This window comes from Acinetobacter sp. NBRC 110496 (assembly GCF_000876115.1).
GTDB lineage: Bacteria > Pseudomonadota > Gammaproteobacteria > Pseudomonadales > Moraxellaceae > Acinetobacter.
In genome coordinates this window covers 88,160-114,255 of the sequence record NZ_BBTF01000005.1, presented here as the reverse complement: position 1 = coordinate 114,255, position 26,096 = coordinate 88,160, and the positions used below count along the sequence as shown (strand labels likewise).

26 protein-coding genes are annotated in these 26,096 nt (G+C 42.2%); 22 read left to right on the top strand and 4 right to left on the bottom strand.

What is annotated here, in order from left to right; all coding sequences use genetic code 11:
* Positions 1 to 52: 52 nt before the first annotated feature.
* The 7 genes from Aba26S_RS04590 to aguA (Aba26S_RS04560) all read left to right on the top strand — a co-directional run bounded on the left by Aba26S_RS04590 (position 53) and on the right by aguA (Aba26S_RS04560) (position 10,139).
* Positions 53 to 1,768, top strand: a complete 1,716-nt coding sequence (locus tag Aba26S_RS04590) for an amidohydrolase (protein ID WP_043970261.1) — start codon at positions 53 to 55, stop codon at positions 1,766 to 1,768.
* Positions 1,769 to 1,958: 190 nt separating this feature from the next.
* On the top strand, positions 1,959 to 2,714 hold the full coding sequence (locus Aba26S_RS04585; RefSeq protein ID WP_043970259.1) for a TorF family putative porin: 756 nt from the start codon (positions 1,959 to 1,961) through the stop codon (positions 2,712 to 2,714).
* A 470-nt stretch (positions 2,715 to 3,184) separates the two neighbouring features.
* Positions 3,185 to 4,444 (top strand): Zn-dependent hydrolase, encoded by a 1,260-nt coding sequence (locus tag Aba26S_RS04580; RefSeq protein ID WP_043970257.1) that lies wholly within the window; start codon positions 3,185 to 3,187, stop codon positions 4,442 to 4,444.
* 76 nt (positions 4,445 to 4,520) lie between these two features.
* Complete coding sequence (locus Aba26S_RS04575; protein ID WP_043970254.1) at positions 4,521 to 5,921, top strand: aminotransferase; 1,401 nt, start codon at positions 4,521 to 4,523, stop codon at positions 5,919 to 5,921.
* 205 nt (positions 5,922 to 6,126) lie between these two features.
* Positions 6,127 to 7,542, top strand: a complete 1,416-nt coding sequence (locus Aba26S_RS04570) for an aldehyde dehydrogenase family protein (protein ID WP_043970252.1) — start codon at positions 6,127 to 6,129, stop codon at positions 7,540 to 7,542.
* Between the two features lie 117 nt (positions 7,543 to 7,659).
* On the top strand, positions 7,660 to 8,988 hold the full coding sequence (locus tag Aba26S_RS04565; protein WP_043970249.1) for an APC family permease: 1,329 nt from the start codon (positions 7,660 to 7,662) through the stop codon (positions 8,986 to 8,988).
* 65 nt (positions 8,989 to 9,053) lie between these two features.
* A complete protein-coding gene (aguA, locus tag Aba26S_RS04560; protein WP_043970347.1) occupies positions 9,054 to 10,139 on the top strand; it encodes an agmatine deiminase in 1,086 nt (361 codons plus the stop codon).
* Positions 10,140 to 10,210: 71 nt separating this feature from the next.
* Here aguA (Aba26S_RS04560) and Aba26S_RS04555 read toward each other — a convergent pair whose 3' ends face one another.
* From Aba26S_RS04555 to aguA (Aba26S_RS04545), 3 genes are all read right to left on the bottom strand, one after another.
* The gene (locus Aba26S_RS04555) at positions 10,211 to 10,525 is read right to left on the bottom strand and encodes a multidrug efflux SMR transporter (protein WP_043970248.1); all 315 of its coding nucleotides are present in this window, start codon (positions 10,523 to 10,525) and stop codon (positions 10,211 to 10,213) included.
* A 63-nt stretch (positions 10,526 to 10,588) separates the two neighbouring features.
* Entirely contained in the window at positions 10,589 to 10,837 is a 249-nt protein-coding gene (locus Aba26S_RS04550; protein WP_043970246.1) for a multidrug efflux SMR transporter, read from the bottom strand.
* A gap of 56 nt (positions 10,838 to 10,893) precedes the next feature.
* Complete coding sequence (gene aguA, locus Aba26S_RS04545; protein ID WP_370538954.1) at positions 10,894 to 11,958, bottom strand: agmatine deiminase; 1,065 nt, start codon at positions 11,956 to 11,958, stop codon at positions 10,894 to 10,896.
* A 638-nt stretch (positions 11,959 to 12,596) separates the two neighbouring features.
* On the opposite strand from aguA (Aba26S_RS04545), the gene Aba26S_RS04540 reads away from it, so the two are divergent.
* From Aba26S_RS04540 to Aba26S_RS04530, 3 genes are all read left to right on the top strand, one after another.
* Positions 12,597 to 12,869, top strand: a complete 273-nt coding sequence (locus Aba26S_RS04540; RefSeq protein ID WP_043970241.1) for a hypothetical protein — start codon at positions 12,597 to 12,599, stop codon at positions 12,867 to 12,869.
* Positions 12,870 to 13,130: 261 nt separating this feature from the next.
* Positions 13,131 to 13,586 carry a polyketide cyclase gene (locus Aba26S_RS04535; protein WP_043970238.1) on the top strand — a complete coding sequence of 152 codons (456 nt, stop codon included), beginning with the start codon at positions 13,131 to 13,133 and terminating at the stop codon, positions 13,584 to 13,586.
* A gap of 120 nt (positions 13,587 to 13,706) precedes the next feature.
* Positions 13,707 to 14,516, top strand: coding sequence for an SDR family NAD(P)-dependent oxidoreductase (locus tag Aba26S_RS04530; RefSeq protein ID WP_043970236.1), 810 nt, complete (start codon positions 13,707 to 13,709; stop codon positions 14,514 to 14,516).
* A gap of 51 nt (positions 14,517 to 14,567) precedes the next feature.
* Here the strand turns inward: Aba26S_RS04530 and Aba26S_RS04525 are convergent, their stop codons facing one another.
* Positions 14,568 to 15,380, bottom strand: a complete 813-nt coding sequence (locus Aba26S_RS04525) for an IclR family transcriptional regulator (RefSeq protein WP_043970234.1) — start codon at positions 15,378 to 15,380, stop codon at positions 14,568 to 14,570.
* A 267-nt stretch (positions 15,381 to 15,647) separates the two neighbouring features.
* Here Aba26S_RS04525 and Aba26S_RS04520 point away from each other — a divergent pair, with 267 nt between their 5' ends.
* Genes Aba26S_RS04520 through Aba26S_RS04465 form a run of 12 tightly spaced genes read left to right on the top strand, consistent with a single transcriptional unit; the run spans position 15,648 to position 26,066 of the window.
* The gene (locus Aba26S_RS04520; RefSeq protein WP_043970232.1) at positions 15,648 to 15,953 is read left to right on the top strand and encodes a non-heme iron oxygenase ferredoxin subunit; all 306 of its coding nucleotides are present in this window, start codon (positions 15,648 to 15,650) and stop codon (positions 15,951 to 15,953) included.
* Positions 15,954 to 15,978: 25 nt separating this feature from the next.
* Entirely contained in the window at positions 15,979 to 16,278 is a 300-nt protein-coding gene (locus Aba26S_RS04515; protein ID WP_004652921.1) for a recombinase-like helix-turn-helix domain-containing protein, read from the top strand.
* 17 nt (positions 16,279 to 16,295) lie between these two features.
* Positions 16,296 to 17,363 (top strand): aromatic ring-hydroxylating dioxygenase subunit alpha, encoded by a 1,068-nt coding sequence (locus Aba26S_RS04510; protein ID WP_043970230.1) that lies wholly within the window; start codon positions 16,296 to 16,298, stop codon positions 17,361 to 17,363.
* On the top strand, positions 17,356 to 18,120 hold the full coding sequence (locus Aba26S_RS04505; protein ID WP_043970228.1) for an SDR family oxidoreductase: 765 nt from the start codon (positions 17,356 to 17,358) through the stop codon (positions 18,118 to 18,120). The genes Aba26S_RS04510 and Aba26S_RS04505 overlap by 8 nt, the downstream gene beginning before the upstream one ends.
* Positions 18,121 to 18,131: 11 nt before the next feature.
* On the top strand, positions 18,132 to 19,064 hold the full coding sequence (locus tag Aba26S_RS04500) for a VOC family protein (RefSeq protein ID WP_043970226.1): 933 nt from the start codon (positions 18,132 to 18,134) through the stop codon (positions 19,062 to 19,064).
* Between the two features lie 27 nt (positions 19,065 to 19,091).
* Positions 19,092 to 20,303 carry an NAD(P)/FAD-dependent oxidoreductase gene (locus Aba26S_RS04495; RefSeq protein WP_043970223.1) on the top strand — a complete coding sequence of 404 codons (1,212 nt, stop codon included), beginning with the start codon at positions 19,092 to 19,094 and terminating at the stop codon, positions 20,301 to 20,303.
* Positions 20,304 to 20,343: 40 nt separating this feature from the next.
* The gene (locus Aba26S_RS04490) at positions 20,344 to 21,567 is read left to right on the top strand and encodes an MFS transporter (protein ID WP_043970222.1); all 1,224 of its coding nucleotides are present in this window, start codon (positions 20,344 to 20,346) and stop codon (positions 21,565 to 21,567) included.
* A 33-nt stretch (positions 21,568 to 21,600) separates the two neighbouring features.
* Entirely contained in the window at positions 21,601 to 22,122 is a 522-nt protein-coding gene (locus Aba26S_RS04485) for a cupin domain-containing protein (RefSeq protein WP_005231167.1), read from the top strand.
* A gap of 32 nt (positions 22,123 to 22,154) precedes the next feature.
* A complete protein-coding gene (locus Aba26S_RS04480; RefSeq protein WP_043970210.1) occupies positions 22,155 to 22,970 on the top strand; it encodes an alpha/beta fold hydrolase in 816 nt (271 codons plus the stop codon).
* 22 nt (positions 22,971 to 22,992) lie between these two features.
* Complete coding sequence (locus Aba26S_RS04475) at positions 22,993 to 23,787, top strand: SDR family oxidoreductase (RefSeq protein ID WP_043970208.1); 795 nt, start codon at positions 22,993 to 22,995, stop codon at positions 23,785 to 23,787.
* A 9-nt stretch (positions 23,788 to 23,796) separates the two neighbouring features.
* Entirely contained in the window at positions 23,797 to 24,588 is a 792-nt protein-coding gene (locus Aba26S_RS04470; protein ID WP_043970206.1) for an aspartate dehydrogenase, read from the top strand.
* Positions 24,589 to 24,599: 11 nt separating this feature from the next.
* The gene (locus Aba26S_RS04465) at positions 24,600 to 26,066 is read left to right on the top strand and encodes an aldehyde dehydrogenase (RefSeq protein WP_043970203.1); all 1,467 of its coding nucleotides are present in this window, start codon (positions 24,600 to 24,602) and stop codon (positions 26,064 to 26,066) included.
* The last annotated feature ends 30 nt before the right edge of the window (positions 26,067 to 26,096 follow it).

Genomic DNA, 26,096 nt, shown 5'->3' with positions numbered 1-26,096 from the left:
TACGGACAATAAAAATACAAGAAATGCTCATGGATAATGGAATAAAGGACTTATGAAAAAGAAATTGTTGTTATGTGTCGGTGCTTCGCTGATTGCCTTCAGTGTGAATGCACAAATGCCGCAAGCAGATGTGATCGTGATGAATGCGGATATTCGCACGTCAAATCCTGCGAAGCCTATAGCACAAGCCTTTGCAATTAAAGATGGTAAGTTTCTGGCAGTTGGAAATAATGCATTTATCCAAACCTTGGCAACTGCAAAGACGCAGATCGTTGATGCACAAGGGAAAACAGTGCTCCCAGGTTTGACTGATGCACATACACATCTTTTAGGTGGCTTGGAGCTGTGGGAGGGGGTGGATCTATTTGGTGTAAATGACCGACAAGAATGGTTCAAGTTAATTGCCAAACGCGACAAAGAGTTAGCTAAAGATGCATGGTTAGTTGGAGGACGTTGGGATATTACCAGTCTTAAAGACCAACATATGCCTACCAGACAAGAACTTGATGCGATTGTGCCAGATCGACCTGTGGTATTGCAGGATATTGATTACCATACTGTGTGGATCAATACTAAAGCCATGCAATTACTGGGAATTGATAAGAATACCAAAGCACCAGAAGGTGGTGAGATTGTCAAAGATCCTCAAACAGGTGAGCCGACAGGCATTTTGAAAGAAACGGCAGCCAATCAACTGGTATTAGCCAATCCTCTATACGCAAAGGCATTGCTGTCAGGCAAAGCAGCACTTCCAGTGGTTGAAAAAATCGTTGCTCATTTTAACAGTTTAGGCATTACCTCGGTCCATGATATGTGGACTGAACTCGCTACCGTATATCCTGCCTTACTCGAGTCACAGAAACAGCTGCCGATACGGATCCGTTTTGGTTTAATGACAGGAGAAGATCAGGCGACTAAAAATAATCTGCAAAGCTATGCCAAGCAGAGAGATGAGATCAATCAGCATTTTGTCCAGAAAGAACAGCAATGGCAAAAAGGACCTCAATTCCGTTTTGGTTATATCAAATACTTTGTTGATGGCACGTTAATGAATTATACCGCAGCATTAAATGCCCCATATGCGGATCGTCATAATTTCAACATCGAACCGATTTCTTCACAGTCCCAACTTAATTTATTGGTCAAAAGAGCCAATGATGCAGGTTTTCCTGTTGCTGTTCACGCCATTGGTGATAAAAGTGTCGATATGACTTTGAATGCCATTGAAAACAGTCCAAAACATCGACAATTTGTTAATCGAATTGAGCATATAGAGGTGATTAGTAAGGAAGACATTCCACGATTTGCTCAATTGGGTGTTATTGCATCCATGCAACCTGATCATGCAATTTCTGGGAATTACCAAGAATCACGTTTAGGAGAAGAACGATTGCCATATAGTTATGCATGGCAGTCATTGTTAAGTAGTGGAGCCCCAGTTGTATTGGGTAGTGATTGGCCAACAGCCTCTGAAAATCCAATGCTACAACTCAGCGATGTGGTATTCCGTGAATATAATGGCAAGACACGTTATAGCGATAATGCTTTAAGTTTAGATGAAGCCTTATATGCCTATACCCAAGCACCGGCCAATGTCGCAGGCTGGGGCAATGAAATCGGCAGTATTAGCGTAGGGAAATGGTCAGATTTTGTGGTTTTACAAGGGGCTTTGCAAACGCCATTAAATAAGGATATTAAGGATTGGAAAGTGGCTCAGACTTGGTTTGCTGGTGAAAAAGTTTATGACGGTAAGTTGAACAGTCAATAATACATTGAGGGAAGTAAAAAAGCCTGCGGGCTTTTTTATTTTTAGCAACTTGATTTTAAATCGTGCTTAACAGCATTTTGGTTAAAAAATAAATGGTTCCTATATTTTTATTTAAATTGGTTCTCGGTTTTATTTCAAAATTAAAGACAATAAAAATTCAAGAATAATCATGTGTTAATGGAATAAAAGGATGATAAAAAATACAGTGATGTTAGCGATTTTCACACCAGTAACCTTTTTAGCTGTACAGGTACAAGCCGCAGAACAAAAGACGTTAAAGGATCAGGTTGCAGTCAGTGGTTCGATGGCATTTTTAAGCGAATACTACTGGCGTGGAATCACACAAACACAAGGAAAACCAGCAGTTCAAGGCACTTTAAGAGTTGATCATGATTCAGGTTTATACGCCCAGCTTTTTGCCTCGAATATACAACTCGATATCGGAAGTAGCATCGAATTCGACTATTACCTTGGCTATGATTACCAATTCAATGATCATTTAAAGTTGAATGTTCAGTACTTGGATGTCAATTACCCTGGTGCAGACAAGGCACTGCCACAGGTCGACTTTGAAGAATATTCAATCGGGTTGTTTGCATCAGGGTTGTTAAATCAACAAGATCAATTGAATCTTTCATTTTATTATTCACCAGATTATACCTTTGAGACAGGAAAAATGCTGCGCTATGAAGCCGGCTACCGCTATCCTGTTGCTGATAAATGGCATGCCTATGCTCAAGCCGCCTATAACCAATTTGCAAGCAATCAAGCCTATGAGCTGCTGTGGGCGACTAATGAAAAGAAACATTTTTATGATTATAAAGTAGGCGTCGATTTTAATTATCAAGATTTTATTTTCGATCTGTATTATGCCGATGGCAATGTGAATAAGGCTTTGAAAAATGCGGATTCGACTGTGGTATTTAGCTTGACTAGAACCTTTTAATCCAGAAAAGGGTTGAATGATGAAGTTCATTGATTAAAAACAAAAAGCCTCATGAGCGATGTTTTGAAAAGAACCAGTGAGTAATAGATCTTGTTTTTTTCAGCATCGACATGCGGCTTTTTTATGGTGATTAGCAAATGAAAATGCAGTAATGATCATCTTTTCTAGCGCTATCTAGTCAGCATGTTTTATCTGTAAAACAGAACAATAATGGTATAGGCCAATCCACGTTTCAACACAATTTGAAGTGGCTTAATAATAAGCATTTAAACACTTTGAAAAACATAAATTCCTTCATTTTTGTATTGTCTAGTTAATTGAAAGTTAAAGTTTTTTTAGGGTTTATATGAAGTCTGTGAAATTGGTTCCTAAAGGAGTGATGAAATTGGTACTCGTCTTTTATTGAATTATTTATCAAAGTGGATGCTAAGGCGACTCTAAAAGATATTTAAAAAGGGATGTGCAAGACAATGAGAGTGAATGCAGAACGATTATGGCAAATGCTCATGGAAATGGCAAAAATTGGTGCGACGGATAAGGGGGGGAATACCCGCTTAGCATTGAGTGATGAAGATATTGCGGGTCGAGCTCTACTACTGCAATGGGCAGAAAAAATTAATCTTTCAGTGCATTACGATGAAGTCGGAAATCTGATCCTGCGCCGTGAAGGTCAAAATGAAAGTGCTTTACCGATTGTGATGGGAAGTCATTTAGATACCCAACCTAAAGGTGGTCGCTTTGATGGTATTTATGGCGTGCTGGCGGGTATGGAAGTTTTACAACGTTTAGCCGAAGAAAAAATAGCGACTGAGCATCCACTTGAACTTGTGGTTTGGATGAATGAAGAGGGTGCACGCTTTACTCCAGCGATGATGGGGTCTGCGGCTTTCGCGGGTGTTATCCCGAAACAACACATTTATGACAGCACCGATAAGCAGGGTGTTTCAGTTTTTGAGGAATTGGTTCGTACAGGTCAACTCGGCAATTACCCACTGGCTCGCCCATTCCAAGCTTATTACGAAGCCCATATCGAGCAAGGCCCTGTATTGGAAAAAAATGAGATTTCAATTGGCGTGGTGACAGGCGGACAAGCGATTCTGTGGTTGGATGTTGAAACCAAAGGTCGTGCTGCACACGCAGGTACCACGCCAATGAGTATGCGTAAAGATACCATGGTCGGCACTGCTGAAATGATTGTGGCTTTAGAGCAATACATCTTGGAGCAATTCCCTGAAGGTTTGGTGACCTTTGGTGAAATGCAAGTGGCGAACTCATCACGTAATACCATTCCTGGTCAGATTCAGTGGACCATTGACTTGCGCAATCCAAATGATGCTGCACTCAAGGCAATGGAAGAGGCAACACATACGCTATTACAGTCATTGGCAGCACAACGAGATTTAGAGATTAGCATTTCACAACATTGGTTAAGCCCGGCAACCTATTTTGATCGCACTTGTGTTGCAACTGTACAAGATGCGGTGGACAGCTTGGGATATAGCAATCAAACCATTGTCAGCGGTGCAGGCCATGATGCAATCAATATTGCCAAACACTGCCCAACCACCATGATTTTTATTCCATGTATTAATGGATTGAGCCATAACGAAGCAGAAGACATCTATGCGAACGATGCGGCACAAGGTGCAGATGTGTTACTCAATGCCATTTTAAATTATGACAGAAATCATGCTGCGCAAGATTCATCAGCGCATGCAGCAACCATTTAACGATTAAAGCCAAGAGTAAAATGTAGGAAATGCAGGCTTCTAACAGAAGTGCTGCGAATATTGAGGACGGACAACGATGAACTCTAAATTACCAGTAGAAATTGATATTCAAGATATCTGGCAAAAAGATAAAGACCATGTGATTCACCCATGGACCGATTTTTCGACATTTAAAGACGAAGGTTCTTTAATTATGTCTAAAGGTGAAAATGTCTATGTTTATGACGCACATGGCAATAAATACCTCGACGGTATCGGTGGCTTGTGGTGTGTCAATGTAGGCTATGGACGTAAAGAAATTGCAGATGCGGTTGCTGAGCAAATTATGCAATTGCCTTACTACTCTCCATTTGGACATCAAACGACTGCACCAGCAGCAAAGTTGGCGGCCAAACTGGCAGAGTTAGCCCCGGGTAACTTGAATCATGTGTTCTATGGTTGTGGTGGTTCAGTGGCCAATGATACTGCTGTGCGCTTGATTCATCATTATTTTTATCAAATTGGCAAGCCATCTAAGAAAAAGTTGATTGCACGTAAAGATGCATATCACGGCAGTACTTATATCAGTATGACGTTGACTGGAATTGAAGCGGATCATGTGGGGTTCGAAATCCACAATCAACTGGTTCATCATGTGTCATGCCCGAACCCATATCGCAAGCCTGAATCTCAATCGATGGAAGATTTCTGTAATGAAAAAGTGCAGGAACTCGAAGATACGATTTTGGAATTAGGTCCAGACAATGTTGCGGCGTTCTTTGCTGAACCGATTATGGGTGCAGGTGGTGTGATTGTTCCACCTGAAGGTTACCATGCCAAAACCTTAGCGGTGTGTAAGAAGTACAACGTACTCTATGTATCTGATGAAGTGGTGACTGCATTTGGTCGTTTGGGGCATATGTTTGCTTCTGAAGCAGTATTTGGCATTGTTCCAGACATCATTACCTGTGCCAAAGGTCTTTCTTCAGGTTACTTGCCATTAGGTGCAACCATTATCTCTGATGAGATTTATGATGCGATCAGTAAGCCCCATCATGAAGGTGGCTTGTTAACCCATGGCTTCACTTATTCAGGTCATCCTGTGAGCTGTGTTGCTGCACTGAAAAATATTGAAATTATCGAAAAAGAAAACATTTGTGCACATGTGCAAGACATGGGTGCTTATTTCGAAGAACAGTTAAAAACCTTAGCTGATCTTGAAATTGTCGGTGAAGTGCGCGGCAAAAAGTTCATGATGTGTATCGAAAACTTACGTAATAAACAAACCAAAGAGCTATTTGATCGCTCGGTGGGTGTTGGAAAACGTATTGCCAATCACTGTCAAAAATTAGGTCTGATTGTGCGTCCAGTCGGTCACATGAATGTTTTGTCTCCACCACTGATTTTGACCCGTGAGCAAGTTGATTTTGCAGTGAAGACTTTACGTCATGCGATTCAAAATACCATTCAAGAGCTTAAAGCTGAAGGGCATCTATAAACTGAAAGATCATTGTTTATTTCCCATTATTTCAACTTGCCCTTAGGGGGGAGTTGAAAGTCTCAACCAATAGGGTGAGGTGAAACAAAAAAGACATGGACCGAGATGGCTAAGTAATAAAGGTTTAGACCGTTGTGGAGTTGTTCTGAGGTAATTGCAGTCAGAGCACTTTAAACGGATGTATGAGCTGAAGGCGAGTAAGCAGATGAAGAATTATATCAATGGAAAGTGGCAGGCAACCACAGGTACAGCAGAGATTGCGGTAATCAACCCGAATAATGAAGAGCAAATCCTTCATTATACTGCTGCTTCCAAGCAAGATGTCGATGCGGCTGTCAATGCTGCGAATCAAGCGCTTGATGCATGGAGTATGACCACGCCTCAACAACGGGCAGCATGGTTAAATAAAATCGCAGACCAGCTTGAAACTGCAAAAGCCAAACTGATTGAACTTTCTCATCGAAATAATGGCAAGTCATCTGAGCAAGCACAGGTTGATGTTGAAAATAGTATCAAGTGCTATCGCTATTATGCAGATTTAGTACAGAACATGGCGTTTAGTCAAACCACGCAATGTGAAGATGGGACTGAACTGACCCATCAGCAGAACCCTGTGGGTGTGGTTGCACTGATTACGCCGTGGAATTTTCCGTTAATTACCAGTGCATGGAAAATTGCGCCTGCGCTGGCAGCGGGCTGTAGCATTGTTTTTAAACCTTCAGAATTGGTGCCGTTACCTGAATATGCCTTTACTGAAATTTTAGATCAAATCCAATTTCCACAAGGGGTTTTTAACCTGATTCTTGGGGATGCTGTTGCAGCGCAACATCTAGTGGTGCATGCGGATGTGCAAAAAGTCTCATTTACGGGCAGTACTGAAGTGGGAATTCATGTGATGCAGGCTGCTGCACCTTCTGTCAAACGTGTCACTTTGGAACTCGGTGGAAAATCACCGATTTTAATTCTGGAAGATGCCGATTTAGATGAAGCAGTGGATAAAGCATTGGGTGGCATGTTCTATAACAGTGGGCAAATGTGTTCTGCAACGTCACGCTTGTTGGTACATCAATCCATTGCCGAGCCTTTCTACCAAAAACTGAAATCAGCTGTGGAGTCGATGCTACTCGGTACTGACCTTACAGGGCCATTGGCGATGGGGCCGATGACCACAGAAAAGCAATTCAAAAAAGTGCATGAATATTTAAATATTGCACAGCACGAAAAACTTCAATCCTTGATTGATCTGAATCAAATTACTCTTCCAAACAAAGGTTTCTTTATCAAGCCGCATGTCTTTATTGATGTGCCGACCGAAAGCCGACTCTGGAAAGAAGAAATCTTTGGCCCAGTGCTATGTTGCCGTAGTTTTGCAACCGAAGATGACGCAGTGCGCTTGGCCAATGATTCTGAATTTGGTTTGGCTGCAACCATCATCACGAGATCAATAGAGCATGGTAAGAATATTGCCAAACGCTTGCGATCGGGTCACATCTGGATCAATTCACATCAAATGATTCAACCAGGCTCATTATGGGGTGGATTCAAAAAGAGTGGCATTGGCCGTGAACTCGGTGAGTCTGGCATTCACAGTTATTTAGAGGAAAACGTGATTACGATTTAATTCATTTTAATCAGGTTATTGGATCGAGAAAGGGACTTTTCTTTCCAATACAACGCCAACGTGGTGAAAAAAACAATGCACTAAACAAGTGTTTGCATTGATGTAGGAGAAATATGCATGGAAAGCGAAAATAACCGAAAAGGGCTGTCACTTTGGCAAGTCGTCGTCATTGGTGTGGCCTATATGGCACCTGCTACGGTGTTTGATACCTTTGGTATTATTTCCAGAGTGACAGAAGGGCGTGTGCCGCTTGCCTATGTTTTGGCATTAATTGCCATGCTGTTAACAGCTTTTAGTTATGCGCGCTTTAGTAAATTATCGCCAAAATCAGGCTCAGCTTATACTTACACGACAGATACTTGCGGTAAGACCGCTGGTTTTTTTGTGGGGTGGTGCTCACTGATTGATTATTTACTGATTCCATTGGTCAATGTGCTATTGGCATCGTTTTACCTGAATGCACTAATGCCAGATATTTCCTATACCGGATGGGTGATCGTCATGGTTGGACTGTTAACTCTGATTAACAGTTTTCGAATCAATATTCTCGCCAATTTTAGTTTTGTGTTTATTGCTGCCACCATTGCAATGATGCTGGTATTTATCTTCTTAGTGGTCACAGGCATTGGTAATTCTCATGGTTATGGCAGTGTAATGACCCTAACACCATTGCTGAATGGTAATCCTGAATATCTAACTTTACTGACAGGTGTTTCACTGGTTTGTTTCTCATATTTAGGTTTCGATGCAGTTTCGACCTTGGCGCATGAAAGTAAGAACCCAACCAAGACCATTCCACGCGCAATCATACTGACCACTTTATTAGGTGGGATTATCTTTATTACTGTGTCTTGGTTTGTACAATTATCTTTTCCATCACTGGAACAGTTTAAAAATCCAGATGAAGCATTGCCTGAAATTGCACTGTATGTCGGTGGAGTGTTCTTCCAGTCCGCATTGTTGACGGTACAAATCATGAATGCCTTTGCATCAGGTTTGGCTTCTCATGCCAGTGCTTCACGCTTGCTCTATATCATGGGCCGAGATGGAGTATTTAACCAGAAAATTTTTGGTTCAGTGAATGCCAAGTTAGGCACACCACTATATTCGATCTTTTTTGTGGGCTTAATTTCCTTGCTCGCGATTGTTGTGAATTTAGCAACAGTGGTGAGTCTGGTGAGTTTTGGTGCCTTGATTGCCTTTACCATGGTGAACTTTTCGGTATTTATGAAGTTTTTTGTGATTGGTAAAGAACGGGCAGGATTTAAAAATATTTTCTTCAATTTATTGCTGCCATTGGCTTCCGTGCTGTGTTTGTTAGGGTTGTGGCTACATCTCGAAAAATCAGCATTGGAGTTTGGTGGAATATGGTTAGTAACAGGTATCTTGCTACTACTTTATAAAAAATTGAGAAAGCAGCCGATCTCCTTTGGAGCAACCACCTAATCAAACTGAAGGTTTATTGAGTTAAAAATTATTGCTAAGGATTAAAAGTTGTGGAAAAACAGGATATGCAACAAACAATGAATACACCGAACCAAGATGGTTTTCTGATGCCAGGTGAATGGTCACCTCAAGAAGCAGTCTGGATGATTTGGCCTTATCGTACTGATAACTGGCGTGCCAACGGCCAACCTGCACAACAGGCTTTTGCTCAAGTTGCTGCGGCAATTTCTCAAAACACACCAGTCTTTATGGCAGTTCCATCCGCTGAAATGGATAAAGCACGTCAAGTGATGCCAACGCAAGTGACATTAGTCGAAATGGAAAGTGATGATGCGTGGACGCGTGATACGGGGCCAAGTATTGTCAAGAATGCTGCAGGAGAGCGAAAAGGGATTAACTGGACTTTTAATGCATGGGGCGGCGAGAACGGTGGCCTGTATTTTCCATGGGATCAAGATCAATTGATTGCTAAACAGATTTCAGCACGACATGATCTTGAAACTTATTCAACCCCTCTCATTTTGGAAGGGGGTGCGATTCATGTTGACGGGGAAGGTACGCTGTTAACCACGGCAGAATGCTTGCTTAATCCAAACCGAAATCCAAATTTGACCCAGACCGAAATTGAAAATACCCTTAAAGAATGTCTAGGTGTAAGCCATTTTATCTGGTTACCTGAAGGTGTATTCAATGATGAAACTGACGGGCATGTCGATAATATGTGCTGTTTCGTCCGTCCGGGTGAAGTGGCACTGCATTGGACCGATGATCCTAATGACCCACAATATAAGCGATCTGTTGCTGCATTGAAGGTGCTTGAAAGTACCCCAGATGCACAAGGGCGAAATTTAAAAGTGTGGAAGTTGCCTTCACCAGGGCCACTGTATGCCAGTGAAAATGAAACGGTTGATGTTGAAAAGGGCAATGCGATTGAACGTTTTGAAGGTAATCGTTTAGCGGGATCATATGTCAATTATTTGATCAGTAATCAACAAATCATTTTCCCATTGCTAGATGAACGTACCGATGAGCAAGCTAAAGCATTGTTCCAGCAAATGTATCCTGATTATTTAATTACTGGTGTTCCTGCGCGTGAGATTTTATTGGGTGGCGGCAATATTCACTGTATTACGCAGCAGATCCCAGTATAAATATGTTTCAGACAGCTATATTTTATAGCTGTCTGAATCAATCTAAGAGCAAGTCCAACTGACCTGTGGAGTTAACTGGCAAGTTTTAAGGTAATCACACCTGTGACAATTACACCGACATAGAAGAACTTTTCAATACTTTTTCGCTCACCCCAAAACAGGATTCCCATCAAGATAGTCCCGATGACACCAATACCTGTGTAAATGGCATATGAAATTGAGACATCAATAGTTTTCATCGCCAAATGTAATAAAAATAGCGAAAATGTCAGCGACAGAAGATAAAGCGGAATCGCTGTTCTGTATTTTTTATGAATCAGATCGCGAATACTTTTTACCACAAAGACCTCTAACAGTCCTGCAGTAATTAACAGCAACCAATCCATGTTCTAGTCTCCAATTTGCTTTAATTTAATAACACCAATAATGATCATCACAATTGCCAGCACTTAAACAAAATTCACGGGATTTTCGATGATATAGATGTCAAAAACAAAGGTGCCTAAGGTGCCAAGCACAACAAAAAAGACATAAGCATAAGAAGGCTTCATTTTTCTTGCTGCTAACAATAAAAACAGAAAGCTTCCGACAATAAATAAAACTGTAAATGACCATTCAAATAAGTTTCTAGAATACTTTAAGCCAATCGCCCAAAGTATTTCGAATAAACTCGCAATGAATAAATATAACCAAGCCATAAATACTCACCATAAGAAGATCAATTTAAATTTTTGCAAGCGTGCTGATACCTGTGCTATTTAGGAATTTGTTGGGTAATACAATGGATATTGCCACCCCCCAATAAAATTTCACGTGCAGGTACGCCTGTGATTTGATAATCGGGATACATTTTATGGAACAATATATAGGCTTCATCATCTGTTCTTTCATCCAATAAGGGAAAGATAATGTGTTGATTACTGATCAAATAATTGACATATGATCCCGCTAAACGATTACCCTCAAAGCGTTCAATGGCATTACCCTTTTCAACATCAATGGTTTCATTTTCACTGGCATAAAGCGGGCCTGGTGCAGGTAATTTCCAGACCTTTAGCTTTCTACCTTTTGCATCGGTAACAGACTCAAGCACAGACAAAGCTTGTTGAGATCTTTCATATTGTGGATCATTAGGATCATCGGTCCAATGCAGAGCCACTTCACCCGGACGGACAAAGCAACACATATTGTCGATATGTCCATCGGTTTCGTCGTTATAGACACCCAATGGTAACCAAATGAATTTCTCGATCCCTAACAAACCTGATAATTCATTTTCAATCTGGGTTTGTGTCATTTGCGGATTTCGATTGGGGTGAAGCAAACATTCTGTGGTAGTCATTAACGTACCTTCGCCATCTACATGTATGGCTCCTCCTTCTAAAATCATAGATGATGGTTGTAAGGCAATTGAATGAAACTGCGCAACTTGGCGTGTAACTTTGAGATCTTTATCCCAATTTGAATATAAGCCTCCATTTTTTCCACCCCAAGCATTAAAGACCCAATCTACAGCGATATTGTTTCCTGTTTGGTCTTTTACAATGGTGGGACCTGTATCGCGCATCCACGCATCATCACTTTCTATTTCAACTAAGGTGACATGTGTAGGAAGGGTTGTTTTTGCCTTGTTCATTTCAGCATGCGGAACAGCCATAAATACAGGAGTGGTTTGAGATATAACTTCTGCGACCTTGGCAAAGGCTTGCTGAGCAGGTAAAGCACCTTGCCTCCAGTTGTCGGTACGATATGGCCAAATCATCCATACGGCTTGTTGGGGGGCCCATTCAGCAGGCATTTTATATATATAATCTTTCATCAGGTGAGACTTCATATTGGACTTCATTGATTGGATATTAGTTCACCTATTTTGAATGTTAAATAAAGGAGCTATCAGTTTTTTTGAAATCAAACGGGCTCAAGAGGGGTGAATTAGTCTTTTATTGGTAGATGCGATATAAAATAAATAGAGATATTAGTGATTTGGCTTAGCAGTAACAATTTCGAAAAATTTATCAATTATAGAATGGTCTAAGCATGAATGGCCTAATATGTATAATAAATAAAGAAAATAGAATTATACCGTATCTCATTATGCTAATGGCTTAGATGAAAACCATCTTGTAGCGAAAAGTTTTTTTAAGAAGGTAGTGGCTGGTTTTGTGATTCATGTTGATTAAAATACATTAATTTTATTTTTCCATAAAACTTCCTCAAGCAATAAAATTGGATCAGAAAAAGATTCTATTTATTAATGTATTATTATAATGAATATTTGTATTCAACTTAAATGGGTGTCCTAATTTGTTTCTATTTTATGTTTTATCTGTTCGCTTTGAGGCTGATTTCTTAAAATTAATAAAGAAAAGACTATATTGTTAATATATTTGGTTTTTTATGTTCACTAAAATGATTTTATTTTTAATATGATCTTTCTTTTATTCTTGAGAATTGATAGTGAAGAAATGGGTTTGTAAAAATTGTGGATTATATAAGAAAGTTATTCCAAGTCATATTAAGTCTGGTCGAAAAGTTTTTTTTATACATGATGCCGACAATCTAGGCGCTGCCAAAAAAATAATAAGTAAAGGCGCGGTGGTAAGTCGCAATCAAGATGTTCTGATTATCTTAAGCGAAGGGGTTTTATGGATGGTTAAAGATAGTGATGTCTATCCTGAAGATGCACCTGTATATTTTGTATATAACATGTTTGGTACTTGTGAATGCTAATTGCTTTACCTTGTATTTTTAAGATAAGAGTATGGTTATTATCTGTTTTTACCTTTAATAAGCTGGCACAAAAAGTCAAAAAATAGAAGTAGTGTCAAGATATATCTTAGGTGCTCTGTATAATGATAACAAAAAAGTACCAGCATTTTATATGCGTAGATTGATGGACAGCTAAGTGTTTAGGCGGTGCTATAAACGTAGAGCGGCTTGATTTCATATCAAAATAATTTTTGGGGTAGATCTTGTAAGGGATGATGTCGAATGCCTAAATGTATTGTGATAAAACAAAGCTTTAATGCACCCGTAGATCTCATTTTTCATATATTTTCTAAGCATCGAACCTTTAATACGGTGTTGTGGCCCCTGCAATCGGTTGTGATTAAGGCAGCTGAGGATGATCAGAATACTGGTGGTGTGAGTCCGATACGGAAAATGGGCATTGGGGTATTTAAAGCGATCCAAGAAGTGATTACCCAAAGCTTACCCAATCAGATGATTGAATATCAAATGATCAAAAATGGCTTTTTTAGTTACCATTTAGGACGTTTGGAGTTTAGTGGGTCGCAGGGCTGTACTGACTTAACCGATACTATTTGGCTGGAGAGCAAAGTCCCATTGCTGACAGAAATGACCTTAATGCAGCTTAAACTATCTGCAACGCGTGGATTAAAAAAAATCGCAGTGAAAATCAATCAATGTCAAATTAAAGCGTTATAGTTAGACCATCGAATTTGATAAAACAAGAGCAAACAACATCTATTCGATCATGATGCGCTACAGTAGTCTTAGGATAAAAATGACAACATTTGAAGCTGATGTATTTACAAGGAGAAAATAATGCATGTAATGGATAAGACCATCATTATTACAGGTGCTTCAAGCGGGATTGGTGAACAGGCTGCAATGCAACTGGCGCAAGCAGGGGCTACGGTTTGCCTGATTGCGCGTCGACTTGATGAGTTGCAACGCATTCAAAGTAATATTCAGGCACAAGGTGGGCAAGTCTCCATTTATCCAGCCGATCTGACTGATGTAGCACAAGCACAAAACTGCATTGCTCAGATTTTAGCTGAGCATCAAAAAATTGATGTTTTGGTGAATAATGCAGCGCGGTCGATTCGACGCCCAATTCTTGAATCACTTGATCGTCTGCATGATTATACGCGTACCATGCAGATTAACTATTTTGCAGCGGTGAATCTGACCTTGGCGCTGTTACCGCATTTCTTGGCCAATGGTGCTGGTCATATTGTCAATATATCGACCATGTCGACCCAATTGCCAATTCCATTATTCTCGGCTTATCTGGCCAGTAAATCGGCATTGGAATCTTTCTCCCGTTCCTTATCGATGGAACTCAAAGGCAAAGGCATTGATGTCAGTATTGTGTATTTTCCAATGGTAAGAACACCGATGTCATCCAAGACAGCAATTTACAAACATATGAAAATGTTGGATACACCTGCCGCTGCGGGCTGGATTGTGAAAGCGATTCAAGACAAATCCTATCGTGTTAGCAGTAAATCTGGTTTGGTTGCCAATGCGTTATTAAATACAGCACCGACATGGATGATGAATCTGTCACGTCCTTTATTTGATGCGATGGATAAACGCTTAAAGAATAAATTAAAAACAGATCAATCTTGATGATTGAAGTTTGAAAAAAGCAGCTTGCGCTGCTTTTTTTAGGGTCTAGATTTAATAAATAAATTTTGAAATTTTATCTGCACTCTGAATCACCGTTTCGGCAATTTCATTTCTAAAATAATGTTCATCATAACTGCCTAAAGGGCAACTCACTGATAATACCGCTGCCATTTTTTGGGTGGATTGTCTAAAAATCGGTGCAGCACAAGCCGCCATATCGTGATTGTAATGCCCCCAACTGACCATAGAGCGTTGAGTTTTGACAAAACTGAGGCGTTGTAACAGTTCTTTTAGATTTTTTGGGGTGAGTTCTGAGAATGTATCCCATTGATTAAAGTTTTTATAACGATCACGTATTTCGGTTTCACTCAGATCTGCCAGCATCATTTGCCCAATCACCGTGGCATGTGCAGGCCAACGCGTACCAAGACCAATGTTACTGGTAAAGGTGCCGTTGGATTGAATGTTATTAATAAAGACAATATGTGTACCTTCCAAAATGGATAAATGTACAGCCAGTTGAGTTTGATCACGTAATTCTTTCATCAAGGGGGTGGCGAGATCTAATAAGGATTGCTTCGCCAAACTATTAAAGCCAAGTTCCATCACCTTCGAATCGAGTGCATAGGTCTTTTGTGAGGCTTTGCGGAGAAAGCCGCAGGATTCCAGTGTATAGATTAGTCGAAAGGCGCTTGAACGGTTGACATCGAGAACTTCGGCAATTTCAGTAATGGTCATTTCTTGGGTTTGTTGATTAAAGGCTTGCAAAATTGCCAAACCACGCACTAAGCCAGGGACTAAATAGCGATCATCATTTTTTGTGAGTTCAGATTCTTGAGAGTCTGTTTCAGTACTTGAATTCATCAGTTTAATTTTCCTACAAAAAACGCAAGTCATAAAAATTTCATTTTCTTAGGATTCCTATTCTAACTGCAAAGCATAATTAAAAGATAGTTTTATATATGAAACAAAATTTTCTAAACAAAACATAAGATAATTTGTAATAAATTTCAAGATTATGATTTTTAAAAATTTATAGTATTTGACATAAAAAACAGCATAGGAGTATTCTTTATTAAAGTTTGTTATATCAAATAATGTTTTATATATAAAACAAATGAGGATGCAAGGATGAGTTGGATCTCAGTTTGTCAGCAAGACGACATCACCGAAGACGAGCCGAAAGCCATTGAAGTCGACGGTAAAAAAATTGGCGTATTTTTCATCGATGATCATTATTTTGCCATTGAGAATGTTTGCCCGCATGCCTTTGCCTTACTGACAGAAGGCTTTATTGAAGATCAAACCGTGGAATGTCCATTACATGAGGCCATTTTTGATATTCAAACCGGTGCGTTGAAAAGTGGACCAGGATGCCGCGATCTATGTACTTATCCAGTACGTGTTGAAGGGCAGGACGTTCAAATTCAACTATAAATCTTATTTATAAGGATGGAATCTCATGGAAACATTTAATAAGAAGCTAGCGAACTGGATTCATGCCACGCCAGCGACTGAAGCAGGGATCAACAATATTCAGATACCAGGTCAGGCAGAGCTTCTGGTTTGGCAGACACGGTATAAAGCGCCAACGGCCTATGAGCAAGATTTTGTTCAGTACTTAATTAAAGCCTTTGCAGCAGGTGTAACAGAACTTGGTGATTTAGTGCAGTCTTTAAATCAACAAGGCTTCCGTTGTGAATCGGGTGAGCTATGGACTTCTGAAACCTTCTCGGAAGAAATGCAACGTTTAGGTTATTAATTCAAGGAAGAATAGTGATGAACGCAGCAGTATCAGTAACACCAAGTGTAGAAGCATATTTGGATTTAGGTTTACGCGACCAATGGCATCCAGTGCTGGCAAGTTGGGAAGTGGCGGCTAATCCAGTTGGTATTACCCGTTTGGGCGAAAACATTGTAGTTTGGCGTGATGCAGAAGGTCAGGTTCATGCTTTGGAAGATCGCTGTCCGCATCGTGGCGCACGTCTTTCTTTAGGCTGGAATCTGGGCAATCGTGTAGCTTGCTGGTATCACGGTGTTGAAGTTCGCCATGATGGCGTGGTGGAAGATGTACCTGCGGTACATGACTGCCCAATGAAAGGGACTTCATGTGTCAAAAGCTATCCTGTGATCGAGCAGCATGGTGCCATTTTTATGTGGTTCGGCATTGATGCCAATGAAGCACCGACGCCGCTGGATTTTCCTGAACAACTGGCAAGTGATGAGTGGAGTTCATTCTTATGTCAGGCGGACTGGAAAGTGAATCATCAGTACGCAATTGATAATGTGATGGACCCGATGCATGGCAGCTATTTGCATTGCACCTCACACTCAATGGCAGAAGGTGACCGAACGGCAGAAATGAAACACCGTTCAACGCCCAATGGCTTTATTTTTGAAAAAGAAGGCCAAGTCGGAGTGAATTTTGACTGGGTTGAATATGCCAATACCGGTGCAAGCTGGCTACGTCTTTCGATTCCATATCGTAAAGATTTTGGCCCAGGCGGCGAGTTCTGGATCGTGGGGTATGCCACACCGATTGATGCCAACAATACCCGTGTATTCTTCTGGCGCTGTCGTAAAGTCAGTGGCTGGCAACGTCATGTCTGGCGCTTCCTTTACCGCAACCATTTAGAAAAATTGCATTGGGATGTGTTGGAGCAAGATCGGATTATTTTAGAAAATCTCGCGCCGAACGCTCGTCAACACGAATTCCTTTATCAACATGATGTTGGTCTCTCTCGTTTACGCCGTTTAATGAAAAAAGAAGCGGAAAAACAGTTAAAGAAAATTGCAGCATTGCATAGCTCAAACCGTATTGAAATGCAGGAAGAAGTTCATGGTTAATGTCGCATTGTTACAGGACAAAAAAGTCCTTGTCACAGGTGCGGCAAGAGGCTTGGGTCGAGACTTTGCACAGGCGATTGCGGAAGCCGGCGCTGAAGTGGTTATGGCTGATATCCTGACTGATCTGGTGCAAAAAGAAGCTATTGCTTTGCAAGCACAAGGCTTAAAGGTTGATGCGGTGAGTATTGATCTGGCCAATGCTGACTCGATCCAGCAAGCAGTTCAGCAAGCGGCTGAACGTCTGGGCGGTATGGATGGTTTAGTGAATTGTGCCGCACTGGCAACCAATGTGGGTGGCAAAAGAATGATGGATTATGACGCTGATCTTTGGGATCGGGTCATGAACATCAATGTCAAAGGTACGTGGTTGGTGACCAAGGCATGTGTGCCTTATCTCCAGCAGTCTGGTTCAGGCAAGATTATTAATGTCGCTTCGGATACCGCTTTATGGGGCGCGCCGAATCTGATGGCTTATGTAGCGAGTAAAGGGGCTTTGACTGCGATGACACGTTCCATGGCTAGAGAACTCGGACCATTCAATATTTGTATTAACACGCTATCACCGGGTTTAACTCTGGTTGAAGCAACAGAATATGTGCCGCAGGAACGTCATGATTTATATGTCAACGGTCGTGCGATTCAGCGTCAGCAATTACCGCAGGATTTGAACGGAACAGCCCTTTATTTACTGTCAGAGTTGTCCTCATTCGTGACTGGACAAAATATCCCAGTAAATGGTGGTTTTGTCTTTAATTAAGGAGTGATCTCATGATTACAGGGATTGAGATTTTAAAGTTTGGCGTTGAAGACAGAGCTGCTTCGAATAAATTTTTGGCAGATTTTGGTCTCAAGCAAAGTCAGTCAGATATTGAAGGGACGGATCTTTACCAGACACAAAATGGCAGCAAGATTTACTTATTTGATTGTGATGATCCACGTCTACCACCCGCAATTGAGTCAGGTTCAACTTTACGTGAAGTGACTTGGGGGCTAGATGATGCGGCACAGGATTTGGCAAATTTAACATTCACGTTAAAGGATGTTGGTGGCTATCAAGCCAGTGTTGATTTAGTGCAATGCATTGATCCCAATGGTATGACCATTCGATTTCAGAAAAGCTTTATCCAAGATCTACCTGCATTAAAAACAGAAGGTATTAACCAGTACGGCAATGTACAACGTGTCAATGCAGCCAGTCCGGTGTATGACAAAGGACAACCTGTTGCGATTGGTCATGTGGTGTTTTTCACGTCTGATTTAGCAAAGACGGAACAGTTCTATATTGAAAAACTTGGTTTCTTCTTATCCGATGCTTATCGCAATCGTGGTGCATTCTTACGCTGTCGTGGTAAAGGTTTCCACCATGACCTGTTCTTACTTTCAGTGCCAAATAAACCTGCGGGACTCAATCATGTGGCATTCGTTGTGCGTGATATTCACGAGGTGATTGGTGGTGGATTGCATATGAACCGTTCTGATTGGTCGACTTTCATTGGTCCGGGACGCCATCCGATTTCTTCAGCTTATTTCTGGTATGTCAATTCACCGCTCGGTGGTGCGTTTGAGTATTACACCAATGATGACTATTTGACCGAAGAATGGCAGCCACGGGTTGAAGAACATCGCCTAGAACTTTTCACTGAATGGGCGATTGAAGGTGGTCTGGATGATCACACTCGTCGTCAAGTCAAACCTGTGTAACACAATATAGAGCAGGGAGAACAAGCGATGGACAGAATCGTAATTGTGGGTGCAGGACAAGCCGCGGGTTGGGCAGTCAGTACTTTACGTCAAAATGGATATTCAGGTGAAATTCATGTGGTCTCCAATGAAGACTGTGTGTTTTACGAACGCCCACCATTGTCAAAACAGGTGCTTTCAAAAGAAGCCACTTATGAAAGCTTACATTTGTTTTCTCCAGAACAGATTCAGGGGTTCAATATCCAGTGGCATAAACCTGCGTTAGCAACGCTAGTGGATCGCCAGCAGAAACAGGTGGTTCTGGAAAATGGACAGGTTTTAGCCTATGACAAATTGTTGATCGCCACAGGCAGTCGAGCACGTGTTCCAGTCAATACATGGCAGTTTATTCCTAATGTGGTGACTTTACGTAATGTTCAGGATTGTGAGCGTTTGGCCGAAATCTTGCAGCATTCGCAAAAGTTAGCCGTGATTGGTGGTGGCTGGATTGGTCTGGAAATTGCAGCGACGGCACGTAAACAAGGCAAAGAGGTCCATATTTTTGAATATGGCGATCGTCTGTGTGCACGTAGTGTCAGTCCCGATGTCTCTGAGTTCTTGAAAAACATGCATGAGCAGCAGGGTACCCAGATTCATTTCGACAGTAAAAATCTGCATTTGATTGAAGCGGGTCAGAAAAAAGTTGAAGTGGTCAATCATCCACATGCAAGTGAGCTGTTTGATTGTGTCGTTGTAGGTGCAGGTGCGGATATTGCCAAAGAGCTGGGTGTTAATGCGGGCTTGGACGTGAAAGATGGCATCGTGGTGAATGGTTTTGGTCAAACTTCAGATCAGGATATTTATGCCGCAGGTGATGTTGCGATTCATCCAAGCCTGGGCTATTGCATTCAGTCTTGGGCCAATGCGCAGAATCAGGCGATTGCTGCTGCAAAATCGATGTTGGGTATTGAAACCGAATATAGCGATATTCCGTGGCTGTGGTCAGATCAGTATCACTTCAACATTCAGATTTTAGGCACCTATCAACCTGAAAAAACTGGGCAGATTGTGGTTCGCAAAAGCGCAGCTGATCAATGCAGTTATTTGTATCTGGATGATCAAAACCATTTACTCAATATGATCGCAATCAATGATTCCAAATTGGTCAAACTGGCAAAGCGCTGGATGCAGTCGGATACCGTGTTAGACCCAAACCTATTAGCAGACCCAGAATTTAATGTGATGAAATTAAAACCATAAACATTAGATCCGGTTCATGACTCAATCGAAGGAATGAAGTATGAGTAATGAAGAGAAAAGTGGATTAAAGCATTGGGTTCCTGCTTTTGTCCTGATGGTATGTGTTGTACTGGCATTCTTCGACAAAATTAGTATTGCGGTGTTATTTGCTGACCCGCACTTTCAAGCTGCGATGGGGATTGCAGAAGATAAAGCCAAGCTCGGATGGTTGATGACCAGTTTCTTGCTGGCATATGGATTCTCCTCGGTGTTTTTAAGCTTTCTGGGCGATATTTTCAATCCAAAGAAAATGCTGTTCTGGAGTGTCGCATCGTGGGGCATCTTAATGTTTTGTATGGGCTTTACCACCCACTATACCGGCATGTTGATCTTGCGCGTTTTGCTTGGCCTCGCGGAGGGACCCTTGTTTGCATTGGCCTATGCCATCGTTAAACAAACCTATACCGACCGCCAGCAAGCGCGCGCTTCGACCATGTTCCTGTTAGGTACGCCGATCGGTGCATTTCTGGGTTTTCCAATTACCGCCGCAGTGCTTGCGAAGCACGACTGGCACACCACCTTCTTTGTAATGGCGGGTTTAACGGTGATTGCATTGCTTGCGATTGCATTTGGCTTGCGTAATTTACAACTCAAGAAAACCATTGAACTGGAATCGACCAGCAAACGTGTCAATTTCAAAGGCCATATTCATAACACCAAAGTGCTATTACAGAACCGTGCGTTTTGGCTGGTGTGCATTTTCAATATTGCACTCATGACCTATCTCTGGGGCTTAAATAGCTGGGTACCTTCTTATCTGATTCAGGACAAAGGCTTTAACCTGAAAGAGTTTGGGGTTTATTCAAGCCTTCCATTTATTGCCATGCTGATTGGTGAAGTGATTGGTGCTTTCCTTTCGGACAAGTTAGGTCGCCGTGCTGTTCAGGTGTTCAGTGGCCTGTTGGTGGCAGGCATTTTTATGTATGTCATGGTGATTATGACTGATCCGATTCTGGTGATTGCAGCAATGTCTTTAAGCGCAATGGCTTGGGGCTTTGGTGTGGCAGCCGTATTCGCTTTACTTGCCCGTGTCACAACTGCCGATGTTGGCGCAACTGCGGGTGGAATTTTCAATGGAATGGGTAATTTTGCCAGCGCAATTGCGCCTGTTCTGATCGGTTACATCGTGATGCAAACCCACAGTTTTAATTTAGGAATTACTTTTTTGGCAGCCGTCGCTGTGATTGGATCGTTCTTCTTAGTTCCTTTATTGAAACGTTATTAATCAAAATATTGAACAAAACCTAGGAGTTAAAACATGACTACTCAACAATTCGAATCATGGACACAACCTGAAGGTACAAGCTTACAAGACTGGTTAAATACCCGTATCGCACGCTTTGAAACACGTAAATATGATTTTGATGCTTTGAAGTTCCAAGCGGACTATGACCCGAAATATCGCCGTGCACAAATGCGTTATATGGGGACTGGTGCAACAGGCGTGGTCAATGATGGCAACACCGTTCCAGCGGAAAACTTTACCTTCTCAACCATGGTATTACCTGCGCAGTGCGAAGGGCCTTTGCATATTCATCACGATGTTGAAGAAGTATTTTTCATGTTGCGTGGCGAGATTGATCTGTTCATTGAACATAACGGTGAAAAGTTCGAGACCCGACTGAAAGAGCGTGACCTGATCTCGATTCCACCAGGCATTTACCGTGGCTTATTTAATCCGGGTCAGGAAGATGCCTTGATGTGTGTGATGTTGGGCGCGGGTAAACCAACCATTCCGAACTATCCACCTGAGCATCCATTGTCTCAAATCAAACGCTGATTCGACAGATTAGCGCAAATACAAGGAAGGACATGATGACGCTGATTGAAACGCTAGCCAAATATCCAGTGAAAACCATTGTAGTGAATGGGCAGGTGCAAGCCTATCGTGAAGCAGGCCAAGGTCAGCCGTTGATTTTATTGCATGGGATTAGTTCGGGTTCAGCTTCTTGGATCAATCTGCTAGAGACACTCAGTCAGCACTTTCATGTTATTGCTTGGGATGCACCCGGTTATGGCTTATCTGACAACCTAGATACAGAACAACCGAATGCAACTGATTATGCAGAACGTGTATTGGGCTTGATGGATGCATTGAACATTTCAAAAGCCATGCTGATTGGTCATTCATTGGGTGCCTTACAAGCCAGTGCGTTTGCCCATCTTTATCCTGAACGGGTACAGACCTTAATCCTTGCCAATGCAGCACAAGGCTACCAACGTTTCGATGAAGAGACCCAAGCACAGGTCTATCAAAAGCGCCCGAATCTGTTGAAAAGCTTGGGCAATGCAGGCATGGCAGCCAGTCGTGGACCACATTTGATTTATAAACAAGACCCTCAGGCACTGGCATTGGTCAGTGAAGTGATGGGGCAACTGAGATTAGAGGGTTTTACTCGAGCATCTTATTTGTTGGCCTATGATGAAATTCGAAATTATTTAACAGAAATTACCGTTCCTTGTGTGGTGATTGCAGGTGACAAGGATGGCATTACGCCTGCGCAAGCAATCGAGGAATTGGCGGTAGAAATGCAATTGAGCCGATGTCATCTCATTACAGATGCCGGTCATCTAAGTTATGTCGATCAAGCTGAACAGTTTAACGACATTGTTTTATCGGCACATTAAGATTTAAACGAGAGATATGGATATGAGCTTCCAAGTTGAAGGAAAAGTAGCAGTTGTCACAGGTGGCTCGTCAGGCATTGGTTTGGCTGCAGTCGAAATTTTAGTTGCAGAAGGTGCCAAAGTGGCGTGGTGTGGTCGAGATGAGCAGCGTTTGGCGGCATCAAAACTATCTATTTTAGAAAAATATCCGCATGCCAATATCTTCACCAGTATCTGCAATGTTTTGGATAAAGAAGATGTCAAACGCTTTGCACAACAGGTCAATCAGTATCTGGGCAATGTCGACATGCTGATCAATAACGCAGGTCAGGGGCGTGTGTCTAATTTTGAAAACACCCAAGACGAAGACTGGATGAAGGAAATTGAACTGAAGTATTTCAGTGTATTACATCCAGTACGTGCTTTCTTAAACGATTTAAAACATTCGGCATACGGGTCGATTACCAATGTCAATTCTTTGCTGGCACTGCAACCTGAACCGCACATGATTGCAACCTCATCTGCGCGTGCAGCATTGCTGAATCTGACCCATTCATTGGCGCATGAATTTACCCAGTATGGTGTTCGGGTCAATTCAATCCTGTTGGGCATGGTGGAATCAGCACAGTGGAAACGCCGTTTTGAAACCCGTTCAGACCCCAATGCGACTTGGGAACAGTGGACAGGCAATATTGCCAAAAATCGTGGCATTCCAATGCAACGTTTAGGCAAGCCAGAAGAGCCAGCACGTGCCTTGGTGTTTCTGGCATCGCCTTTGGCATCGTATACCACAGGTTCGACACTGGATGTTTCTGGTGGATTTAACAAACATTTATAAGGTGTGCACATGAAACAGTTGATGATGATTGGTTTTGGCGCGATGGCGGCAGAAGTGTATGCCCACATGCCACAAGACCTGCAACTTAAATGGATTGTGGTACCTGCTCGCAGTATCGAAAAAGTACAGGCGCAGGTTGCTGCTGATGTACAGGTGATTTCTTCAATTGATCAATGTCAGGGAACACCTGATTATGTGATTGAAGTGGCAGGCCAAGCTGCGGTGAAAGAACATGCACAAAAAGTCTTGGAAAAAGGCTGGACCATTGGCTTGATCTCAGTAGGCACTTTGGCGGATAACGAATTTTTAATTCAACTCAAAACCACGGCAGAACAACATGATGCACATCTGCACCTTTTAGCGGGTGCCATTGCTGGGATTGATGGTATCTCTGCGGCCAAAGAAGGTGGTTTAGAAAAGGTCACCTATAAGGGCTGTAAGAGTCCGAAAAGCTGGCGTGGCAGCTATGCCGAGCAATTGGTCGACCTCGATCAGGTCAGCGAAGCAACAGTTTTTTTCCGTGGTACAGCCAGAGAAGCTGCCTTGAAGTTTCCAGCCAATGCCAATGTAGCCGCCACGATTGCACTGGCTGGACTGGGTATGGATGACACCATGGTGGAATTGACGGTTGATCCAAATATCAACAAAAACAAGCACACCATTGTTGCAGAGGGTGTATTCGGTGCAATGACCATTGAACTGGTTGGTGTGCCATTGGCGAGTAATCCCAAAACCTCAACCTTAGCCGCACTCAGTGTGATTCGCGCTTGCCGCAATAGTGTTGAAGCAATTCAGATTTAAAGGATTTGATCATGGTGAAGGAAATTTATATCGCAGGTGAATGGCGATTAGGTAAAGGCGCGACGATTCAAAGTTTATTTCCAGCAGATCAATCGGTGAATGCTGAAATCTCAACGGCGAGTCTGGAAGATGTCAATGAAGCCATTGAAAAAGCAGATGCCGCTTGGCGTAAAGCAGAGTGGCGTAACAGCATGCCGCATGAACGTGCCCGTATTTTATATAAAGTGGCCGACATTATTGAAGCGCGTGTGGATGAACTTTCAAAGCTGCAAACCCGTGATAATGGTAAGCCCTTGGCTGAAACCCGAGCCTTGACCCTAAGTGCAGCGGCAACAGCGCGTTATGTGGCAGCAGCCTGTGAAACCTTGAATGACGAGTTGACCACGCAACGTGCTGCAGATTTTATGACCATGAGCGTGCATGAACCTGTAGGCGTAGTCGCTGCAATTACCCCGTGGAACTCACCGATTGCCAGTGAAGTGCAAAAATTGGCACCTGCGCTTGCGGGCGGCAATGCCGTGATTCTAAAACCTGCGGAAGTGACTTCTTTGATTGCATTGGAACTTGCCAAAATCTTTGAAGAAGCGGGTTTACCGAAAGGTTTGCTCAGTGTATTGGTCGGACGCGGTTCGGTGATTGGTGATGCAATCGTAAAGCATCCTTTGGTGCGTAAGATTTCATTTACGGGCGGAACCACTACAGGTCGTCATCTGGCACATCTTGCCGCAGATAAACTAATTACGACGTCTTTAGAGCTAGGTGGAAAATCCCCAACGATTGTATTGCCAGATGCAGATATTGAATTGGCAGCCAAAGGTGTGGCTTACGGTATTTTCAGTTCAGCAGGACAAGCCTGTATTGCCGGTTCGCGTCTGTTTGTACACAGCAGTATCTATGATCAATTCCTCAGTCGTCTGGTTGAAATTACCAAAGGCTTGCGTGTTGGACACCCTGAAACCGCAGGCGTACATCTTGGTTCTTTGATCAATCCGAAACATTTGGCTTCGGTTGATGACTATGTACAGCTCGCGAAACAAGAAGGTGGGCAAGTCCTAGTTGGTGGTCATGCCTTAACCGAAGGTGAGTTGGCCAAAGGTAGTTATTACTTGCCAACCATCATCACAGGTTTAAGTAATTCAGCACAAACCTGTCAGGAAGAGATTTTTGGCCCTGTACTGGTGGTGATGAAATATGACGATGAGCAAGATTTACTGGCACAAGCCAATGACAGCTGTTTTGGTCTTGCCGCAGGCATCTGGACTGAAAACTATCGCAAGGCATGGCAAATTGCGCGCGCTTTAGAAGTGGGTACGGTTTGGATCAATACCTATAAGAAATTCTCGATTTCTGCGCCATTTGGTGGCTTTAAAGAAAGTGGGATCGGGCGTGAAAAAGGTCGTTTAGGCATTTTGTCTTATATGCAACAAAAAAGCATCTATATGGGATTAAGCGAACAGCCAAATCCTTGGGCGAATTAATACATTCATGGAATGAACAGTTTTTAAGGA

Excerpts from the sequence above, each read along its gene's own strand:
- Aba26S_RS04495 (WP_043970223.1), top strand. The coding sequence starts at position 19,092 with ATGGACAGAATCGTAATTGTGGGTGCAGGACAAGCCGCGGGTTGGGCA.
- Aba26S_RS04555 (WP_043970248.1), bottom strand. The coding sequence starts at position 10,525 with ATGGATTGGTTGCTGTTAATTACTGCAGGACTGTTAGAGGTCTTTGTG.
- Aba26S_RS04480 (WP_043970210.1), top strand. The coding sequence starts at position 22,155 with ATGATGACGCTGATTGAAACGCTAGCCAAATATCCAGTGAAAACCATT.
- Aba26S_RS04575 (WP_043970254.1), top strand. The coding sequence starts at position 4,521 with ATGAACTCTAAATTACCAGTAGAAATTGATATTCAAGATATCTGGCAA.
- Aba26S_RS04505 (WP_043970228.1), top strand. The coding sequence starts at position 17,356 with ATGGTTAATGTCGCATTGTTACAGGACAAAAAAGTCCTTGTCACAGGT.
- Aba26S_RS04580 (WP_043970257.1), top strand. The coding sequence starts at position 3,185 with ATGAGAGTGAATGCAGAACGATTATGGCAAATGCTCATGGAAATGGCA.
- aguA (WP_043970347.1), top strand. The coding sequence starts at position 9,054 with ATGCAACAAACAATGAATACACCGAACCAAGATGGTTTTCTGATGCCA.
- Aba26S_RS04585 (WP_043970259.1), top strand. The coding sequence starts at position 1,959 with ATGATAAAAAATACAGTGATGTTAGCGATTTTCACACCAGTAACCTTT.
- Aba26S_RS04485 (WP_005231167.1), top strand. The coding sequence starts at position 21,601 with ATGACTACTCAACAATTCGAATCATGGACACAACCTGAAGGTACAAGC.
- aguA (WP_370538954.1), bottom strand. The coding sequence starts at position 11,958 with ATGAAAGATTATATATATAAAATGCCTGCTGAATGGGCCCCCCAACAA.
- Aba26S_RS04500 (WP_043970226.1), top strand. The coding sequence starts at position 18,132 with ATGATTACAGGGATTGAGATTTTAAAGTTTGGCGTTGAAGACAGAGCT.
- Aba26S_RS04490 (WP_043970222.1), top strand. The coding sequence starts at position 20,344 with ATGAGTAATGAAGAGAAAAGTGGATTAAAGCATTGGGTTCCTGCTTTT.
- Aba26S_RS04530 (WP_043970236.1), top strand. The coding sequence starts at position 13,707 with ATGCATGTAATGGATAAGACCATCATTATTACAGGTGCTTCAAGCGGG.
- Aba26S_RS04535 (WP_043970238.1), top strand. The coding sequence starts at position 13,131 with ATGCCTAAATGTATTGTGATAAAACAAAGCTTTAATGCACCCGTAGAT.
- Aba26S_RS04565 (WP_043970249.1), top strand. The coding sequence starts at position 7,660 with ATGGAAAGCGAAAATAACCGAAAAGGGCTGTCACTTTGGCAAGTCGTC.
- Aba26S_RS04525 (WP_043970234.1), bottom strand. The coding sequence starts at position 15,380 with ATGAATTCAAGTACTGAAACAGACTCTCAAGAATCTGAACTCACAAAA.
- Aba26S_RS04465 (WP_043970203.1), top strand. The coding sequence starts at position 24,600 with ATGGTGAAGGAAATTTATATCGCAGGTGAATGGCGATTAGGTAAAGGC.
- Aba26S_RS04590 (WP_043970261.1), top strand. The coding sequence starts at position 53 with ATGAAAAAGAAATTGTTGTTATGTGTCGGTGCTTCGCTGATTGCCTTC.
- Aba26S_RS04510 (WP_043970230.1), top strand. The coding sequence starts at position 16,296 with ATGAACGCAGCAGTATCAGTAACACCAAGTGTAGAAGCATATTTGGAT.
- Aba26S_RS04470 (WP_043970206.1), top strand. The coding sequence starts at position 23,797 with ATGAAACAGTTGATGATGATTGGTTTTGGCGCGATGGCGGCAGAAGTG.
- Aba26S_RS04570 (WP_043970252.1), top strand. The coding sequence starts at position 6,127 with ATGAAGAATTATATCAATGGAAAGTGGCAGGCAACCACAGGTACAGCA.
- Aba26S_RS04520 (WP_043970232.1), top strand. The coding sequence starts at position 15,648 with ATGAGTTGGATCTCAGTTTGTCAGCAAGACGACATCACCGAAGACGAG.
- Aba26S_RS04515 (WP_004652921.1), top strand. The coding sequence starts at position 15,979 with ATGGAAACATTTAATAAGAAGCTAGCGAACTGGATTCATGCCACGCCA.
- Aba26S_RS04475 (WP_043970208.1), top strand. The coding sequence starts at position 22,993 with ATGAGCTTCCAAGTTGAAGGAAAAGTAGCAGTTGTCACAGGTGGCTCG.
- Aba26S_RS04550 (WP_043970246.1), bottom strand. The coding sequence starts at position 10,837 with ATGGCTTGGTTATATTTATTCATTGCGAGTTTATTCGAAATACTTTGG.